Raw genomic sequence first — 16,114 nt, 5'->3', positions numbered from 1 at the left:
CCCCGAAAAATCGGGGAGCTTTTGATTATTGCGCCGAGGCGTTATTAAACTTCATCAAGCTGGGAGACAAGTTCGTTGTATGCTTCCTCCACTTGCTTCCATTCTGCTTCGTCTTCGATATTGTAAAGCACCATCTCTTCATTTTCTTCTTCCATGCGGAGAATGATGCCGTCCGCTTCCGGATTGTTTCGCTCCAACAGAAGTGCGTACACTTTTTCGCCTACGTCGAACGTTTCGACGAGCACCATTTCTACGTCGTTGCCTTGTTCGTCCGTCAGCGTCAACACAAACTCTTCGTGCTCATGATCGTGGTCATGGTCATGCCCGCATCCGCACGCTTCGCCGTGTTCGTGATTGTGGTCGCTCATTAAATTACCTCGCTTTAATGGTTTTAATGGTTTTAAATAGTGTTGCCTTATCCCCCGTATCGTAACATTTTCGGATGGACAGGTCAATTTTCCCAGCCCCGCTGTGTAGATTATTTTGCACCTATTCCAGGACATTGATACCTTTCTCCGATACCAGCACAAAATCCGTTCCGCCGGACGGCTTCATATAAAATCCGACCGTATACCGCCCGGTTGCTTTGAAATCGTACGTGTAGTCTTTAGTGCGGAACCAGAAATTATCCTTCTGATCCTTGATTTCATCGGTCTGGATTTCCTTCGAGGTTCCGTCGGGCGCCGTGATCGAGACGCGAACCGCTGAAATGTTAGTCTTCAAATTATCGATTTGCGAAAATACGAAAAATTTAAGCTTGCCCGTCTTTTTGATATCCCCGAACACTCCGTCCTCCCTAGACAAAGACATATGAACGTTCGGTTTATAGTAATTGACCGTTTTCGTTTCTTCATTATACTCCACCAATCCATCGAGACTCCGTAAAGGGACGTAGGTTTTCCCGTCGATAACATATCCGCCGTCTTCCATTTCGCGGCCGTTCAGCAGCAGTTTCACCTTTTGGGTGGCCGCATCGGCAAATAACATGGACCCTCCCATTAAAGAGAAGGCTATGACAAGGAAAGCAATTCTTCTCCATTTCAAATTCATTGGTATGAACCTCCATTTGATTCATGTTGATATAAATTTATACTCCGCCTGTACGGGCAAGTTGCGGTATTACCGGTAAAAGCCGGATATTTTTTCCGTCTTGTCCGCTAGCTTTGCTTCGCTCCGGAGCCGGGGGCTTTCGTTTGGAAGGGAATTGGAGTACATTAAAGGAAAGGATGCAACTTTCACAAGGAGGATATTTATGACACTTCGTCTGCAAATGCTTGGCACAGGCGGGGCATTCGCCAAAAAGTACTTTAACAATAACGGCCTCTTGTATGCGGAGGACTTTACGCTGTTGATCGATTGCGGCATTACCGCGCCGCTTGCACTGCATTCGCTTGGCAAACCGTTGGATCAAATCGACGCTATTCTGATCACGCATATCCACGGCGACCATGTCGGAGGCCTCGAAGAATTCGCCTTTCGTATGAAATACGGCTCCGGGAAGAAGCCGGTACTCTACATTGCCGACAAGTTGGCCCAACCGTTATGGGAAAATACGTTAAAGGGCGGAATGAGTCAGGATGGGGTGATTGGCTCGCTTGACGATATCTTTGACGTCCGGCTTCTCGCGGAAGGAAAAACCGAGCGGTTGTCGCAGGGGATTTCCGTTGAAATTATCCAAACGCCGCATATTCCGGGTAAAGCAAGTTATTCGCTTTATTTTAACGGCGAGGTTTTTTACAGTGCGGATAAAACATTCCAACCGGAGCTGTTGACCCGGCTCGTAACGGAAAGAAACTGCCGAAAAATTTTGCACGAGGTCCAGCTTACCGGCCCTGGCGAAGTACATACCACGCTTCAGGAACTGCTCTCCTTGCCCCCGGAGATTCAAAGCAAAATTTTGCTGATGCATTACGGGGACGAGATGGAGTCTTTTATCGGGAAAACCGGGGAGATGGAGTTTCTGCGCCAGCACGAAATTTATACGCTGTAGAAGGCAAAAAACAACCTTCGGCCGTAAAGCCGGAGGTTGTTTCGCATATTGGACAAGGACGGATGCGGGTTCCTATTCGAAGCTCGGCAGGTTGTCCAGGTTGTTCGACGGATCTCCGTCGGCGTCGCCGCGGATATACATTTCGCCGTCCCGGCCTTTAAAGACGTTGACTCCGGCGATGGCGCCGGCTTTAACTTCCTCAAGCGCCTGCTCGTAATTGAGCACCCGCCCGCTCGACGTTTTAAACTCCCGCAAGTCGCCGTTGCCGTTTTTGCGGACTGCGATAAACGTTTCTCTGGTATCCAGGGCCATCTTACGATCACATCTCCTTATCAAGAGTATGATTATAGATTGCCCCATAACCCGAAAACTATGACTTTAACGGTTTGACCATACGCACATGGGAGATACCCGCGTCGTCGAACGGCTCGGCCGAAATCGTCTCATAACCCAGCTTCGCGTAGAAGCCCTCGGCCTGACACTGCGCATCGAGCACCGATTTCTCCAGGCCAAGCTCGCGCGCCAGCTCTTCCAGAGCGATCAGCAGTATTTTTCCGACGCCTTGCGAGCGAAAAGGCTTGCGCACGGCAATCCGCTGCATTTTCGCCGAATTGTCTTTATAATAAGTCAGCCGTCCTGTGGCGGCGTATTCGCCGTTCAACTCGATCAGCACATGATGGACATCCGGGCCGATTTTGTCGAATTCGTCTATTTCCAAATCGATCGGCACCTTCTGCTCCTCCACAAAAACTTCCTTGCGGATATCCAGGCATTTCTGCAATTGTTCCTCTGTTTTGGCGTGTATAATCGTAGCGGCTGACACCAGGCTTCCCCTCCCAAGGTTTGCTCGTATATCTATAATTTTAACTGCACTATTATACAAAAAAATAGTTTCCATGTATAGTTGAACCTACGGATACTCCCGGAAACCTAATCCTTGGAGTACACATCTTCCGCGATCGTTGGTGAGTACACATCGTTCGAAACGGATACGCCAAACGGCCACGGCCATCCCTCCGCCTGCTTTTTCATCGTCGCCCGGTCCGGCGCCAGGCTGCAGGCGCTGACCAGCGCAAGCAGAACGGCCGCAGCCAAAACGGCGGCCCAGCCGGCGTATTTGTTCCGCCCCTGTCCCGCCGGGGACGCATTGAAGTTACGCTGCATATGAAACATCCCTTCCTGGTAATAACCTTGCCCTAAACTGGCATATTCCATTGTTGTCTCATCCCGCTCCGGATATACGCAAAAAAAAGTATTTGACAGAGTCGTCTCTGCCTGTTATTATAAATTTTGTCTTCACAATATTCTGATCTGCTAGCTCAGCTGGGAGAGCACCATCTTGACAGGGTGGGGGTCAGTGGTTCGAGCCCACTGCAGATCATTGAGAAAGGACCCTTACAGAGTAAGGGTTCTTTGCTTTCTAGCTACTTTTTTATGCATGACAAATAAACCATTTTGATTCAAATGGTCAAGTTTTGGTCAAGAAGGTGTTGTTTTGGTCATTTCATCGTGATTTTCAAGCCTCTGACTAGTTCAAAATAACCTCCTCCTTTTCTTCCTCAAATAGCATTTTTCCTAACATAATCGCGGTTTCTTTCTGCATACTCGGAAGTAGGTGGGAATAAGTATCGAGGCTTATTCTGACGTCTGCATGGCCCAAACGTTCACTTACAATCTTCGGATTTACGCCTTGAATTAGAAGTAGTGTAGCGTGAGTATGTCTCGTGTCATGGAATCGGATTTTGGGGAGTCCCAGCTTGTTGATCTGAGCATTGAAAAATCTCCTGATATTGCTTTTGTTTGTCGGAGTGCCGAATTCCGTACAAACGACCAAATCCAAATCATGATACAACGGTGACTTACGTTCCTTATCAATTCGCTTCTTATGCATTTCCAAATATGAGATCGTCTCAGGGGGCAAGTCGATTGTTCTCATTCCTGAGGCAGTTTTGGTGTAAGGCATAAGTTCTTTTCCATCACTGCTCAAGGTTTGAGTTACACGAATAAATCCCCGTTCAAGGTCTACATCTTTCCAACGCAAACCTAATATCTCACCTACTCGCATTCCAGTGGTTAATCCCAGAAGCGGGGCTATAAAATACCGAGCATTTAAATCAGCGTTCTTAAGGAACAGCTTAACTTGCTCCAGATTCCAAACTTTTATTTCTTTTTTTACCGCCTTAGGCCGATCAACCAGCGAAGCGGGATTCTTCTGGATCAGTCCCCAACGTTCAGCTTTTTTAAGCGAATCATTTATTAGCGTATGGACTTTTTGAATGTTTTCATCGGACAACGACTTCTCCTTGGTAAGGCGGTTGTAAAGTTGCTGAATCATCATTGGAGTAAGCTGGGTAAGTTCTACATGCCCTAGTGTTGGTAAAATATGTAGCTCAACCAACCAACCAACGATATGTTCCGATGGTTTGCTGCTTTACCCTAGTTTGTTTATCCTCAAGCCACTGTTCAAGCATGTATTGCCGATAGGTCATTTTGTGGGGCTTTATATAGGTTCCGGCAGACAGAGCATGTTCGAGTTCATTCATTGCTTTTAGAGCTTCCTGTTTGGTTTTGAAGCCCCGCTTTTTATATTGCTTCGGTTTACCGTTGTCATTGGTACCAAAGGTATGAAAAATACAAATGTATTACATTGAATCTAAGTGACGAATCAATAGAAAAAGGAAACTGGCTGACCACAACATTTATTGATCGTGATTTTTTAGTGTATAAGTAGGATCAATATAGATATCTTAGAATTGCAATAAAGTTATCATCGCGCATTATAAGAACAAAAGCTAAGAAGTTTTTTTTCAATGATGAGTGGCTTGAAGATGAAGATGCATTAGAGTATATATCTAGTACTAAAAATAGTCGAGAAATGAACTCCCTCTTGAACAAGGTGACTGAACAAGAACCTAATGTCCAGAAGGACTTCGATGCTCAGGAATTTTTAAAAGCTCAAAAGCTGTACATTTCTGAGATAAAGCTGTTTCCATTAACAGAAAGTCCTTCAGACGAAACTGACAATTTCGGTTGGGAAGATGATAGTTACTACTATCTTCCTTACTCTAATACGTGGAAGTGGATTCGTGCTTATTTTATTCGTAATGGGATTAAGTTGTTAACCGCAGAAAAAGATTTGGATCATTACATGGTTGAAGCAGGGATCTTTGAAAGCAATGAAAAAAGACCAAAATCTCGCTTAATGCGAGCTGATCGAAGGACACCACCATTAAGAAAGCGGGTATTTATGATAAACAAAGCAAGGTTTGATGAGTTTTTAGCCCAAAAGTGAAATAAAGCTTAACCGTTATATATATATATATATATTTATATATATATTATCTCAAAGATTTTATATATGTCTGTTACGTCTATCGTCAGTAATTTTGTAGTGTTGACTCTATTTGTAACAAATTAAAAGTGCGCAAACACATTCAGAAAAGGATGTGTTTGCGTGAAAATAGGGTATCATACTGTAATGTTGTCAATTCCGATTAATTTCTATACTGAAGAAGCTTTATTTAAGGCTCTACAGCAATGTTCAGAAAGATTGAAGGCCAAGTATTACCCACAAAAATGGAACCATATATCATGGACAACTTTCGAGCTTTTCAAAGATAATGGACTTTTAATCTACTTGATAGATAGGCAATACCAAAGCAATAATCAAAAATATATTTACAAAGCACTTGAAATTAGGTTGAATCCTAGAACTGATTGACAATGATCAATATTTGGAGGTCAGCAAACACAGTGATTACAATTTGATTTCAGCCGCATTTCGTAAACTATTTGAGCCAGTTCGACTTGCATATAAACAGCAGTTAATTAGCTACTATAGTTCATTTATATTTAATGATATTTCAAAGTATAAAGTTGATCGTATCGACTACTGCATTAATATTCGGACGCCGTATATATGGAGCTAATTCGCCGTGCCGACAAGCCAAAAAAATTTGAAGTGTGTCTTGAGGCAAACCTGCGTACAAAACGCAAAGAGCCTTATAAGAATGCATTCCGTATACAAAGTAAATCGGTAGTTGTTCATTTTTATAACAAGCAGTTTCAGATGAACAAGGTATTCGGTGATGAATTTCCAAAAGGACAGGATGCTAAAGATATCATTCGATTAGAAGTGCAATGTAAAAAGAGGAAAATGAACAACCTAAAACAATACTATCAGATTTCTGGAAAGACTTTGGAAGATTTTTCGGACCAAGATTTATCCGAGAAGGTATTATTGTCGTATTACAGGAAAACGGTTGGATACGAGGATTACTTTACCTTAAAAGAAGCTAGAGAATTGATAAGTAACTCTGACTATAAGCGAAAATATCGTGAGAATATGATTGAGGTAATAGAACTGATCAATCAGAAGAGATCAATTTGGAAAGCAAGGGAAGAATACGATGGAGAAATCAAGAAATTTAATGAAGCAGTTAAACAAATAAAAAAAATGGGCATAAACCCTGTCACAATTCCGGCATGGTGGAAGATTGATCGACTCCCCAACCTTATACATGAAATAGACATTAGTTTACGACAATCCATCACTAAAGGTTCACATGAAGCCGATGTTATTTAGTTCCTAGCCCCCGCAATAAATGGGGGCTAGGACTAGTCTTAAATTATTGTTGAACTGTCAAATCACTTGCATCAATCCAACTGCTTGATTTGTACTTGATACCTGCTAACATAGCCATGTAATCGGCATCTTCATCTTTGAGCCAAAGGTTATCCTTACTGTCCCAATAGACAAGAACTCTACCACCGTTAATCTTAGTTACTTCGCCATAAAAGAAGCTAAATTGGACGCGATCTCCCACCTTGATGGCTACGCCTTCTTTTGAAATAGGTTTATCGCTGGTGGTATTTTGGTTGCTGTTATCATGAGAAGAGTCACTACTTGTATCCTCTGAGGCGATCGGAAGGAAATAACCGCTATAGTCTGTAAGTATATTGTCAAAATCACCTTGATAAAGTGCAATAATTTGATTTTTTTGATCCCAGACAAGCTGCAAACCTAAGTGGTCGCTAACGAATCTTAATGGGACCATTGTTCTGCCGGATATTGTGGTTGGGGCAACATCTAGATCAATTTGTTTTCCATTGACATACGCCTTCCTGCTGTCGAGAGTAAGAATAACTTTATTCATGTTTAGATTAATGGTTATCTTTTTTTGAGTAGGTTCCCAATCCGATGTTCCACCAAACTCTTTAATGATGTTACTTATAGGTAACAAAACTCTGTTGTTAACAACTATTGGCGCAGCATAAGTTACCGGATCAATAAATGTCGTAAATTGAGCATCATCGATAAACATACCGGTATCGTTAACTTTAAGAATGATTCTTTTATTTGGAGCTTCAGCAGCAGATATAAAATTCTGCCCGATCAAGCTGGATGATATAAGTATAGATGCACTAAGGATAATAAGTTTCTTCAACATGTAATATTTTCGCTCTCCTTTATCAATTTATTAGAAAAATTACTTGTTCTTTGAATCCGATTTCTCATAGGAATCATTTAATTCCTTGGCTGTTTTAAAAACATCAAAACCATTTTCTAAAGTAAGTTTTACTGCTTCTTTAGCTGACGATAATACTTGCTCCCATTTTTCATTCATGAGCATCTCCCCTTTCTAAACCATTTTTGGGTGAGCTTTATACTTCCAAGCCCCCCCCCACCCCAACTCCTATCAAATAACCTATACTCGTCCCAATACCCGGGCAAGCTATCGTCCCTAAACCAGCGCCAAGTGCTGCTCCTGTGAGCGCTCCACTTCCAGCTATTGAAGCCCTGCAAGTGGACTCCATCAGCTTTTGAGACATGTTGTCACCTCCCATCTTCAAACTTCAATAAATTGGATTGCTCCGATATTATTTTTGTATCAACTAATACTTCCAAAAAGCATTGCTTAATCTTTTCGAGGGTCAGTTCAGTCATAATGTATTTACAGAATGGTTCCACGCCCTGTTTTGGAGGATAAGAAGGATACAATAAGTCGATTATTTCGATGCTTAATGCCGAAGCAATTTTTTCTAGTGTCTTAATCGTCGGGTTCTTTTCTCCCCTCTCGATTTGTCCTATATATGATGTATTTACCCCAGCATTTAAAGCCAATTGTTCCTGACTTAGACCCCTTTTAATTCGTACGAGTCTGATATTTTCCCCAATAGATTCAATGTTGCTCATTGTCCCCTCACCCCTATTCAAAACGATAGAATTTTTAGGAAAGAGGCTCAACAGGATATAGTATTGATTTACATGGATATAGTAAGGAATTGATACAGAGCGTGGTTAAAGTGTGGATAAAAGTATGGTGGAATTTGAAGGCTGAAGTACGAGAGGCTATTTAGAAATGGCCGTGTTCCTTTAGACTGTAGAACTGATTGTTACCAATGAAGACGTGATCCAGAACATCAATACCGATGATCTCTCCCGCTGCCTTCAGCCTCTTTGTTACAGCAATATCTTCATGGGATGGTTCCGGGTCGCCGCTAGGATGGTTATGAGCACATATAAGCGAAGCACTGCAACGTCTGATTGCTGCATGGAATACTTCTCTTGGATGGACAATAGATGCGTTCAGTGAGCCAATGGAGATGATTTCTTTAAAAATAAGGTGATTTTTGCTGTTAAGGAAGAGACATATGAAGAGTTCTTTTTGCTCGAAACGGAGTTCTGGCTCAAGGAGGGCAAATACATTTTGAGGACTGCGAATAACAATCTGCTTCTGTTCAGGATATGCTAAGACTTTTGAAAGTTTTAGCATAGCCAGTATTTGCCCCGCTTTTCCTTTTCCAATCCCCTTTATCGAAATTAATTCTTCTTCTGAAGCATTCATTAACTCTGTAGTTGTAGGAAACCGATGAAATAGCTCTTGAATCAAGTAGCTATCAGTTGTTTCCCTTAATGATTCTGACACTACTTTTTTCAAATCTTGTACTTTATCAATTTCCATTCGACTTTCCCCTCCAATTTTAATTATTTGACAATTATATAATATAGATTTCATTTCTTTGAATTTACACGTAAATAGAACACACGTTTGGAAGGGAGTGGTAACTTTTTGGCGAATTATGTAATTTGATTTAGTCTCTTAAAGTCCTTTCATGTTTGTGTTACTCATAACGTTAAATATTTTTATTTGAACAGGGGAGATTTGCTATTTCTAGTCACGTTAACAAACATGTAGTTCCTGGTAGCATATCTGGATATCTGTTTCAACCTGAAAGAGCTTTATACTGGCTTGCGAAGAGTAGAATTGGAGCATTGATTGGAATCGAAACAGATGATGATGTAGCCAGAATAGCTAAAGAAGGAGAGGCAAATGTTTATGAACAAGATAAACATTCAATCTCTGATAATATCCCCTTCGGTGATCATAGCAAAGACTTATGGAACACTCTATGTATTTGGCTAAGAGCGGCGGCCAAACCTGAATTTGATTTAGATAATGTAGAATTTCATTTAGTTACAAATAAAGTAATAATGGATGGCATTGTAATATCAATTGCTGAGGCAAAATCAGATAAAGATTGTGAAAGTTGTGTAAATGCATTAAAGGCTCTCGCAAAAAATGTTCCTCAGGGAGTTAGAAAATATGCTGAAGAAGTTTGCCAATATGATAATGAAACTCTTAAAAAATTTGTAAAAAGGGTTGTTTTATCTGACGCAAACAATAATAGTTATGGAAACAAATTAAAGGAAGAAATCAAATCTTTGTTACATGTCTCGGATATTTTACCTTTTGAAGAAATTTATAATTCTTTATTAGGTTGGGTTCATAACACCGCTATGAATTGTTGGCGAAATAGTATGCCTGCATGGTTATCAAGAGACAAATTTACAGATTATTATCAAAAATTACTTAGTAGATATAGTCTTAAGCGTTTTGACGAAACAGACCAATCACTTATACCTCTCTCCTTGGTGGATAAAGAAGCACAGTACAATGAACTATTCGTCAGACAACTCTATTTATTGGCTTTAGAAAAAAATGACGACATCCTTATATCCTCGATAGAAGATTACTTGCGTTGCAGTTATGAAAGAACTCGATTTAGCATCGAGGGAGATATCACCAAAGAAGAATTGGAGAGATTTGACCAGAATTTAATTGACAGATGGAAAATTATTTTTTCTCAATTTGAGCGTAAATACAAAAGATCTTTAAAAACATGTAGTGACATTACAGAATTAGGCGAGGATATAGGATTTGATATCCTTTCAGAAACGCTTAATCACAGGGAGCCTTTAGCTAATCAGCCTACTGAGCAATATTATTTGACACGTGGTAGTTACCATCGACTTGCTAACAGTAAAAAGTTGATTTTAGGCTGGCATCCTGAATATAAAACTCTGTTAATGCAAGGAGAATGAAATTGGATCATTTAGATGAATATGACATAATTCAAAATGTCGCATTAGCTTCTTTAGTAATCTGGTCATTTTCAGCAAAGTACTACACCACTAATGAGGAGAAAAGAGGAATAGACTTACAAGTTCTAATGCTTATACTACCTCTGCTATTTAACGAATCTTTTGTAAATTCTGCCTATAGAAGAAATTTCAAAAAAGGTTTTTTTGCCGTCCTGAATGATAATAAAAGCACCTATATTGGATTACAAGAACGGATGGAAAACATGTCAAAACTTACTCTTAGATCAATTAATGCATGCATTTCAAGTAAGTTACTTATGTACGATACAGAAACTTATTCCTTTGTTCCAATAAGAACTATAATCCCAAAATTTAACGAAAGTGAAGATATAAAAAAAATCTTCGCTGCTTCTGAACGATTAGGTTACTGGTTTGCAACAATCGATTTTCAAGAAATCTGCACACTCCTAAAAGTGAGGTTTTAAATGTGAACTTTAAAATCAATCACATTGTTTTGTGGCCTAAAGATAAAAGTAAAAAGGAAAGAGTCTTGACATTCAATTTGGAAAAAATAAATGTAATTACCGGTGATAGTCAAAAAGGAAAGTCTTCTATCATACCTATTATTGACTACTGTTTGGGCAGTTCGAAATGTGCCATTCCAGTTGGAATTATAAGAGAAAAGACAGAGTGGTTTGGTATTGTTGTAGCTGTTGACTCGAAAAAGATATTAATCGCTCGTAAGGAACCCGGGGTAAATATCCAAAGTGGTGAGATTTTCATTCAAGAAAATGCGGATATAAAGAACATTCCTCTACCAGTACCGGAGAGGAATGTTGAATTTCTGAAAAATATGCTAAATGAAATAGCTTCTCTTCCCTATTTAACACTTTCTGATGATAACGACAGCGATTCTTCTAATAAAAGAGCTAGCTTTAGAGACTTTTCAGCTTTTCAATTTCAGCCTCAACATATCGTTGCAAATCCATATACTCTTTTCTATAAAGCTGATACATATCAAAATAGAGAAAGATTAAAAAACATCTTCCCCCTTGTAGTTGGAGCAATTGATAGAGAAATACTGTATTTAAGGCAGCAATTAAAAGAGCTAGAGAAAGAATATAATAAATATAGTAATGAACTAAATGAATTACGTAGAATTACGCAACATTGGTTTTATAATGTAAAAAGCTATTATACCCAAGCTAAAGAATACGGTTTGATAACGAACTCAAATTCAGAAGAATTAGGTTGGTCAACACAAACCTATATAGATCACTTAGCAAAGATTCCAGATCTAACAAAATTGAAGAATTTTTCTTATGGTGAGATTGATACTTCTGCTGCTATTGCAGAATTGAATAATTTACTCAATCAAGAATTAAATTTATCTCGTGAGATAGGTACAGTAAGACAAAGATTATATAAAATGACAAGGCTTTTTGAATCTGAAAAGCTGTACCAAGAATCTCTTGAATATCAGCATGCAAGATTACAGGCTTCTAATTGGTTGATAAATTTGATAGAACCTAAGACAATTTGCCCATTTTGTGGTTCTGAAAATAGTAAAGCTTATGATGAAATTCATCAACTTTATAATCATCAATCAAAAATTAGTTCAATTTCGAATAACATTGAAAAGTCCTCAGCAATGTTAGACAGAGAAATCACTAAGCTTAGAAGCCGCCTCAAAGAACTAGAAAGTTCACTAAATTATGTAAGAAAACAAAAACTAGAATTAGAGATCGAATCAGAGGAATTGAGAAAATCTAGGCAGACGGAGCAAGAAATATTTCGATTCATAGGGAGATTGGAAAAGTCCCTAGACGACTATAAATTAACACACGAGAATCGTGACTTAGAAAATAAAGTAAAAGAGTTAGAAGGTCAAATTCTGAGCTTAAGACGTAAAATTGATCCAAAAAGTATTGAAGCTAAATTAAAACAAGCTTTAAAGACAATTTCTAAAACGATTAATAGATATGCAAATTTCTTGGGCGTTGAGGATGCCGATCAGCCAATCGAACTTGATATTACAAATTTAACCTTAAAAAAAATATCCGAAAAAAGAGAAGATTACCTGTGGGAAATTGGTAGCGGAGCAAACTGGATGGGCTATCATATTGCAACTCTTCTGGCTTTGCATGAATATTTTGTAGATTTGAAGTGGAACCCTGTGCCGCAATTTCTAATAATCGACCAGCCTAGCCAAGTATACTTCCCAGAAAAAATTATTCAAAACCAAAGCGAACAAGAAGCTGATTTAACACCTAACTATAAGCAAGAAGATATCGTTAGAGTTCAAAAAATTTTCACAGCCCTCTCAAACAATTTGAGAATTACAAAACATTCTGTACAACTAATTATTATCGAACATGCTGATGAAATTACTTGGAGTGGTACTGAACAAGACGTTCATGTAGTTGAAAGATGGAGAGGTAAAAACGACGCATTGATTCCAAAAGATTGGTTATAGAACTTAAGATTTAAATTTTTTTATGAGAGGATTATTCGTATGTTAAAAAATTGGACACTTCAGCATTTTAAATCTGTTTCTGATAAAACTACTTTGGAACTAGCTCCTCTTACAGTATTTTCTGGGGCTAATAATTCTGGTAAAAGCACCATTATTCAAAGTATTTTATTAACCGCTCAAACGCTACAGAATCCTGTTAAAAATAAACCGATAATCCTGAATGGGCATATAGTACGTCTAGGATCGTTTGAAGATATAGTCTCAGCCACTGCTACTAAAGATATAACAATTGGATTCGAGCTACACCTTGATGAGCCGACTGACAGAGCATCACGAATTGTTTTTTGGGGAGGTAGACCCAGAAGACGGCATAAAGATACAGTAATAAATTTCAACTATTCTTTTACTTGTGAAGGTGATATTGAAATAACTAATCTATACCCCCTATTAAAGCAATGTGATATAAGAGTCAAAGAGGGAAATCAAAACGAAGAACTATTAATAAAGCATAGAAATGATTACAGTGTGTTGGAAGAATATGCTCTTTCAAGTGAATATTTAGAATCATTTGACGAAGCCTTAAACTATGAAGTTGTAAAGCAAACACAAAGTACTGGAAGTAGAAGGTTTTATAAAAATCAACCAACTAACGGAAAACCGATTGGTGCTACATTAGAACATTTCATGCCAAATAAAATCACTCTTGTCTACAATATAATTGAAGAAGATATAACAAATTTGTTGAAAATGTGCACTTATCCAGATAGTTATAGTTTTTATCGACCAATTGATTTTACTCAATATGTATCTAGTAAATTTCATAAACTCATTATTCAATGTTTTAAAGAAATTTATGAAAAAAGCAAAACGAATTATGCAGAAAAACGAGCTACTACTCATCAAAAAGCTCTCAAAAAATTTGTAGAATCTCCATTCTCATTCGATAAACTAAAAAGATGCTTTGAAACACTATTAGTTGATGATCAAAGACAATACAGCAATGCAATTTTAGATATGAATACAAAATTAAAAGAATCTTTAAACTTGAATGGAGAAGCTGAATATGCATTAACTAATACTGAACTTAATGAACTTATTGGTTATTCGTCAGAATCCATCATAAATTACTTTACTAATAATGTAAAATATCTAGGTCCGTTAAGAGATGAGCCAAAGGCTATTTATCCTCATTCAGGGGCAACCGACTCACATGATGTGGGGTATAAAGGTGAGTATACTGCAGCAGTATTAGAAATTCATAAACTAACAAAAATAGACTACATCAAGCCAGAAGATATAGAATCAAATAATAAAAAAATTAGTAACGATTATTTACTCACCGCAGTACTTGATTGGTTACAATATATGGGAGTTGTAAATAAAGTAGAGACTCACGATAGAGGGAAATTAGGCCATGAGCTTAAGGTCGGTGTTAGTGAGAAGGACAAATGGCACGATTTAACACATGTTGGAGTTGGAGTTAGTCAAGTTTTACCAATATTAGTTCTCTCCTTACTTGCCAATAAAGGAGCAACTCTAATTTTTGAACAGCCTGAATTACATCTTCATCCTAAGGTACAAACAAGATTGGCTGATTTTTTCGTATCTATGTCATTCTTAAATAAGCAATGTATAGTTGAAACGCATAGTGAATATCTTATTAACCGTTTAAGGTACCGAACTGTTGTATCTAGCGATGAGAATTTTTCTAATTCTATCATTCTCTATTTTGTCGAAAAAGAAGAAGTTAGTTCACAATATAAACCGATTAGAATAAACAAATTTGGAGTTATTGAAGACTGGCCAAAGGGATTTTTTGACGAAAATGAAGAAAGCTCAGCTTCAATATTAAAGGCTGCACTTGCAAAAAGGAAAAAGGAGATGCAAGCTAAAGAATGAACTCAATTTATCTTGACCCATATACACTAGCTTATCCAAATAATCATGAAGAGCTTGAGCCATATGAATTTGAAAATTATTTAGAGAATATACTGCTTTGGAGACAACTGAAAGATATTCCTTTAACAGAAGTTATGGTAAGTAAACAAACTAGTCGCATATTAATGGAGCAAAACAACTACCCGTATTGGGACAGTTTAAGGGAAGCATTATTAAAAAAAGGATTAATAGGATTTTATCAACCAAAAGATATTATTGAGGTAATTGATGGTTTTTTACAACAGCCAACCATAGAAGAATCATTAGGATTAGTAGATATACTTTTCGACGATGTAATAGTTTATCCTGACGAACACCTAGAGAGACGTCCAACTATGTATATTGACGAATACAAAAAGGTGGCATTATTTTATTTGATCCACGATCTTATTCGAGAAGGCGAAGAAAGATATTTTATAACAAGAGATTCAGTAAGTGAGATTGAAATAAAGGGAGAAGTATATGCTTGCGATTTTATAAAGAAGGACTCTGATAATTTTAAATATCCCATCCTTATAAACGGAAAAGTCCATTCTCAAACTAATTGGTTACAATTAATAACCAATTTCAATGTTGTTAGTAGTTGGAAAATTGCTGAAACTGATGAAGACTATTTTAACCTAATAAATCTTTACTTACTTCAAAGACTTTCAATAATTGGAGAAAATCCTCTTGATACTGATATCCCTACTTGGAAATATGGTCATAGCTTTTTTGAAACCTGTAGAAGTTTAGGGTTCACTCATGAAGAGGGAAAAATAAAGGCATTACTAAAAGCCTGTGCAGATACTATACTGGATCAAAATCTATCGTCCACTCATACATTAAGAATTGACGAAAGTGGAAATAGCCCTCAACTTATGAGAAATAGAGATAAAGCCTGGAGAAGAGATATCGATTATGAATACCATTTACATTATTGGAAAACAAGCAATGGCCCCGAACTAGCTGCTGTAGTGGTACATAATAATATGTGGATTCCTATATAGTTACTAAAAAGCGTTAAGGTTTGGTCAATATTTTGGTCAATTTATCTCACTTTTCTATTGCTTGATTTTCACCGCAGAAGCACGATTTTGGGTCAAATATCTTTACCCTGCTTGACTCCCTTATATATTTACTTTATGTTTTAAACTACCTTTTCATCTTGACAGGGTGGGGGTCAGTGGTTCGAGCCCACTGCAGATCATCTCCGGGAAGCCTTGATATACAAGGCTTCTTTTGTTTTTGGTTACGGATGAAAGTTGTATTAAAATTGCTCCTGGGGGTTGAATGGGGGCCAAAAACGTTTTTAGCAATGGTGAAAAAAGCCCTTTCTATAATT

At 38.0% G+C, this 16,114-nt stretch carries 18 protein-coding genes, 1 tRNA gene and 1 pseudogene; 10 read left to right on the top strand and 10 right to left on the bottom strand.

The genetic code is table 11. The annotated features are described in order from the left end of the window. Nucleotides 1-44 precede the first annotated feature (44 nt). A complete protein-coding gene (locus DYE26_RS01200; protein WP_036621502.1) occupies nucleotides 45-368 on the bottom strand; it encodes a DUF1292 domain-containing protein in 324 nt (107 codons plus the stop codon). Between the two features lie 121 nt (nucleotides 369-489). Continuing rightward, nucleotides 490-1,044 (bottom strand): stalk domain-containing protein, encoded by a 555-nt coding sequence (locus tag DYE26_RS01195; protein ID WP_036627903.1) that lies wholly within the window; start codon nucleotides 1,042-1,044, stop codon nucleotides 490-492. Between the two features lie 208 nt (nucleotides 1,045-1,252). Between DYE26_RS01195 and DYE26_RS01190 the strand changes: the two genes are divergently transcribed. Further along, entirely contained in the window at nucleotides 1,253-1,990 is a 738-nt protein-coding gene (locus DYE26_RS01190) for an MBL fold metallo-hydrolase (protein ID WP_036621500.1), read from the top strand. A gap of 72 nt (nucleotides 1,991-2,062) precedes the next feature. On the opposite strand, the gene DYE26_RS01185 is transcribed toward DYE26_RS01190, so the two are convergent. From DYE26_RS01185 to DYE26_RS01175, 3 genes are all read right to left on the bottom strand, one after another. After that, nucleotides 2,063-2,302 (bottom strand): DUF3892 domain-containing protein, encoded by a 240-nt coding sequence (locus DYE26_RS01185; RefSeq protein WP_036621499.1) that lies wholly within the window; start codon nucleotides 2,300-2,302, stop codon nucleotides 2,063-2,065. Between the two features lie 58 nt (nucleotides 2,303-2,360). Beyond that, complete coding sequence (locus DYE26_RS01180) at nucleotides 2,361-2,813, bottom strand: GNAT family N-acetyltransferase (RefSeq protein WP_036621498.1); 453 nt, start codon at nucleotides 2,811-2,813, stop codon at nucleotides 2,361-2,363. 107 nt (nucleotides 2,814-2,920) lie between these two features. Next, nucleotides 2,921-3,205: a hypothetical protein gene (locus tag DYE26_RS01175; RefSeq protein ID WP_036621497.1), complete on the bottom strand. Its 285-nt coding sequence runs from the start codon at nucleotides 3,203-3,205 to the stop codon at nucleotides 2,921-2,923. A gap of 93 nt (nucleotides 3,206-3,298) precedes the next feature. On the opposite strand from DYE26_RS01175, the gene DYE26_RS01170 reads away from it, so the two are divergent. Next, a tRNA-Val gene (locus DYE26_RS01170) sits at nucleotides 3,299-3,371 on the top strand. A gap of 147 nt (nucleotides 3,372-3,518) precedes the next feature. Here the strand turns inward: DYE26_RS01170 and DYE26_RS01165 are convergent. Beyond that, a pseudogene (locus tag DYE26_RS01165) lies at nucleotides 3,519-4,629 on the bottom strand (tyrosine-type recombinase/integrase). 248 nt (nucleotides 4,630-4,877) lie between these two features. Here DYE26_RS01165 and DYE26_RS01160 point away from each other — a divergent pair. The 3 genes from DYE26_RS01160 to DYE26_RS01150 all read left to right on the top strand — a co-directional run bounded on the left by DYE26_RS01160 (nucleotide 4,878) and on the right by DYE26_RS01150 (nucleotide 6,575). After that, nucleotides 4,878-5,282, top strand: coding sequence for a hypothetical protein (locus tag DYE26_RS01160; protein WP_127463441.1), 405 nt, complete (start codon nucleotides 4,878-4,880; stop codon nucleotides 5,280-5,282). Between the two features lie 162 nt (nucleotides 5,283-5,444). Continuing rightward, on the top strand, nucleotides 5,445-5,711 hold the full coding sequence (locus DYE26_RS01155; RefSeq protein WP_036621494.1) for a hypothetical protein: 267 nt from the start codon (nucleotides 5,445-5,447) through the stop codon (nucleotides 5,709-5,711). A gap of 198 nt (nucleotides 5,712-5,909) precedes the next feature. Then, nucleotides 5,910-6,575, top strand: coding sequence for a hypothetical protein (locus DYE26_RS01150; protein ID WP_036621493.1), 666 nt, complete (start codon nucleotides 5,910-5,912; stop codon nucleotides 6,573-6,575). Nucleotides 6,576-6,618: 43 nt separating this feature from the next. Here the strand turns inward: DYE26_RS01150 and DYE26_RS01145 are convergent, their stop codons facing one another. From DYE26_RS01145 to radC, 4 genes are all read right to left on the bottom strand, one after another. Next, nucleotides 6,619-7,440 (bottom strand): copper amine oxidase N-terminal domain-containing protein, encoded by an 822-nt coding sequence (locus DYE26_RS01145; protein ID WP_051985373.1) that lies wholly within the window; start codon nucleotides 7,438-7,440, stop codon nucleotides 6,619-6,621. A 39-nt stretch (nucleotides 7,441-7,479) separates the two neighbouring features. Continuing rightward, on the bottom strand, nucleotides 7,480-7,617 hold the full coding sequence (locus DYE26_RS33250) for a hypothetical protein (protein WP_164815252.1): 138 nt from the start codon (nucleotides 7,615-7,617) through the stop codon (nucleotides 7,480-7,482). A gap of 209 nt (nucleotides 7,618-7,826) precedes the next feature. Then, entirely contained in the window at nucleotides 7,827-8,186 is a 360-nt protein-coding gene (locus DYE26_RS01140; protein WP_051985372.1) for a helix-turn-helix domain-containing protein, read from the bottom strand. A gap of 160 nt (nucleotides 8,187-8,346) precedes the next feature. Further along, nucleotides 8,347-8,955, bottom strand: coding sequence for a RadC family protein (radC, locus tag DYE26_RS01135; RefSeq protein ID WP_036621491.1), 609 nt, complete (start codon nucleotides 8,953-8,955; stop codon nucleotides 8,347-8,349). 311 nt (nucleotides 8,956-9,266) lie between these two features. Between radC and DYE26_RS01130 the strand changes: the two genes are divergently transcribed. Genes DYE26_RS01130 through DYE26_RS01110 form a run of 5 tightly spaced genes read left to right on the top strand, consistent with a single transcriptional unit; the run spans nucleotide 9,267 to nucleotide 15,779 of the window. After that, the gene (locus DYE26_RS01130) at nucleotides 9,267-10,376 is read left to right on the top strand and encodes an ABC-three component system protein (RefSeq protein ID WP_036621488.1); all 1,110 of its coding nucleotides are present in this window, start codon (nucleotides 9,267-9,269) and stop codon (nucleotides 10,374-10,376) included. Nucleotides 10,377-10,378: 2 nt separating this feature from the next. Next, complete coding sequence (locus tag DYE26_RS01125; RefSeq protein WP_036621485.1) at nucleotides 10,379-10,861, top strand: three component ABC system middle component; 483 nt, start codon at nucleotides 10,379-10,381, stop codon at nucleotides 10,859-10,861. A gap of 2 nt (nucleotides 10,862-10,863) precedes the next feature. Continuing rightward, complete coding sequence (locus DYE26_RS01120; protein ID WP_036621483.1) at nucleotides 10,864-12,852, top strand: DUF3732 domain-containing protein; 1,989 nt, start codon at nucleotides 10,864-10,866, stop codon at nucleotides 12,850-12,852. 39 nt (nucleotides 12,853-12,891) lie between these two features. Continuing rightward, complete coding sequence (locus DYE26_RS01115) at nucleotides 12,892-14,751, top strand: AAA family ATPase (protein ID WP_036621481.1); 1,860 nt, start codon at nucleotides 12,892-12,894, stop codon at nucleotides 14,749-14,751. Next, nucleotides 14,748-15,779: a hypothetical protein gene (locus DYE26_RS01110; protein WP_036621480.1), complete on the top strand. Its 1,032-nt coding sequence runs from the start codon at nucleotides 14,748-14,750 to the stop codon at nucleotides 15,777-15,779. Before DYE26_RS01115 ends, DYE26_RS01110 begins: the two co-directional genes overlap by 4 nt. The last annotated feature ends 335 nt before the right edge of the window (nucleotides 15,780-16,114 follow it).

This window comes from Paenibacillus macerans (assembly GCF_900454495.1).
GTDB classification, from domain to species: domain Bacteria; phylum Bacillota; class Bacilli; order Paenibacillales; family Paenibacillaceae; genus Fontibacillus; species Fontibacillus macerans.
The sequence above is the reverse complement of the archived record's forward strand: the minus strand, read 5'-3'. Positions and strand labels throughout refer to the sequence as shown.

Coding starts and splice junctions, on each gene's coding strand:
- DYE26_RS01200 (WP_036621502.1), bottom strand. CDS start 368: ATGAGCGACCACAATCACGAACACGGCGAAGCGTGCGGATGCGGGCAT.
- DYE26_RS01175 (WP_036621497.1), bottom strand. CDS start 3,205: ATGGAATATGCCAGTTTAGGGCAAGGTTATTACCAGGAAGGGATGTTT.
- DYE26_RS33250 (WP_164815252.1), bottom strand. CDS start 7,617: ATGAATGAAAAATGGGAGCAAGTATTATCGTCAGCTAAAGAAGCAGTA.
- DYE26_RS01150 (WP_036621493.1), top strand. CDS start 5,910: ATGGAGCTAATTCGCCGTGCCGACAAGCCAAAAAAATTTGAAGTGTGT.
- DYE26_RS01110 (WP_036621480.1), top strand. CDS start 14,748: ATGAACTCAATTTATCTTGACCCATATACACTAGCTTATCCAAATAAT.
- DYE26_RS01190 (WP_036621500.1), top strand. CDS start 1,253: ATGACACTTCGTCTGCAAATGCTTGGCACAGGCGGGGCATTCGCCAAA.
- radC (WP_036621491.1), bottom strand. CDS start 8,955: ATGGAAATTGATAAAGTACAAGATTTGAAAAAAGTAGTGTCAGAATCA.
- DYE26_RS01115 (WP_036621481.1), top strand. CDS start 12,892: ATGTTAAAAAATTGGACACTTCAGCATTTTAAATCTGTTTCTGATAAA.
- DYE26_RS01140 (WP_051985372.1), bottom strand. CDS start 8,186: ATGAGCAACATTGAATCTATTGGGGAAAATATCAGACTCGTACGAATT.
- DYE26_RS01145 (WP_051985373.1), bottom strand. CDS start 7,440: ATGTTGAAGAAACTTATTATCCTTAGTGCATCTATACTTATATCATCC.
- DYE26_RS01185 (WP_036621499.1), bottom strand. CDS start 2,302: ATGGCCCTGGATACCAGAGAAACGTTTATCGCAGTCCGCAAAAACGGC.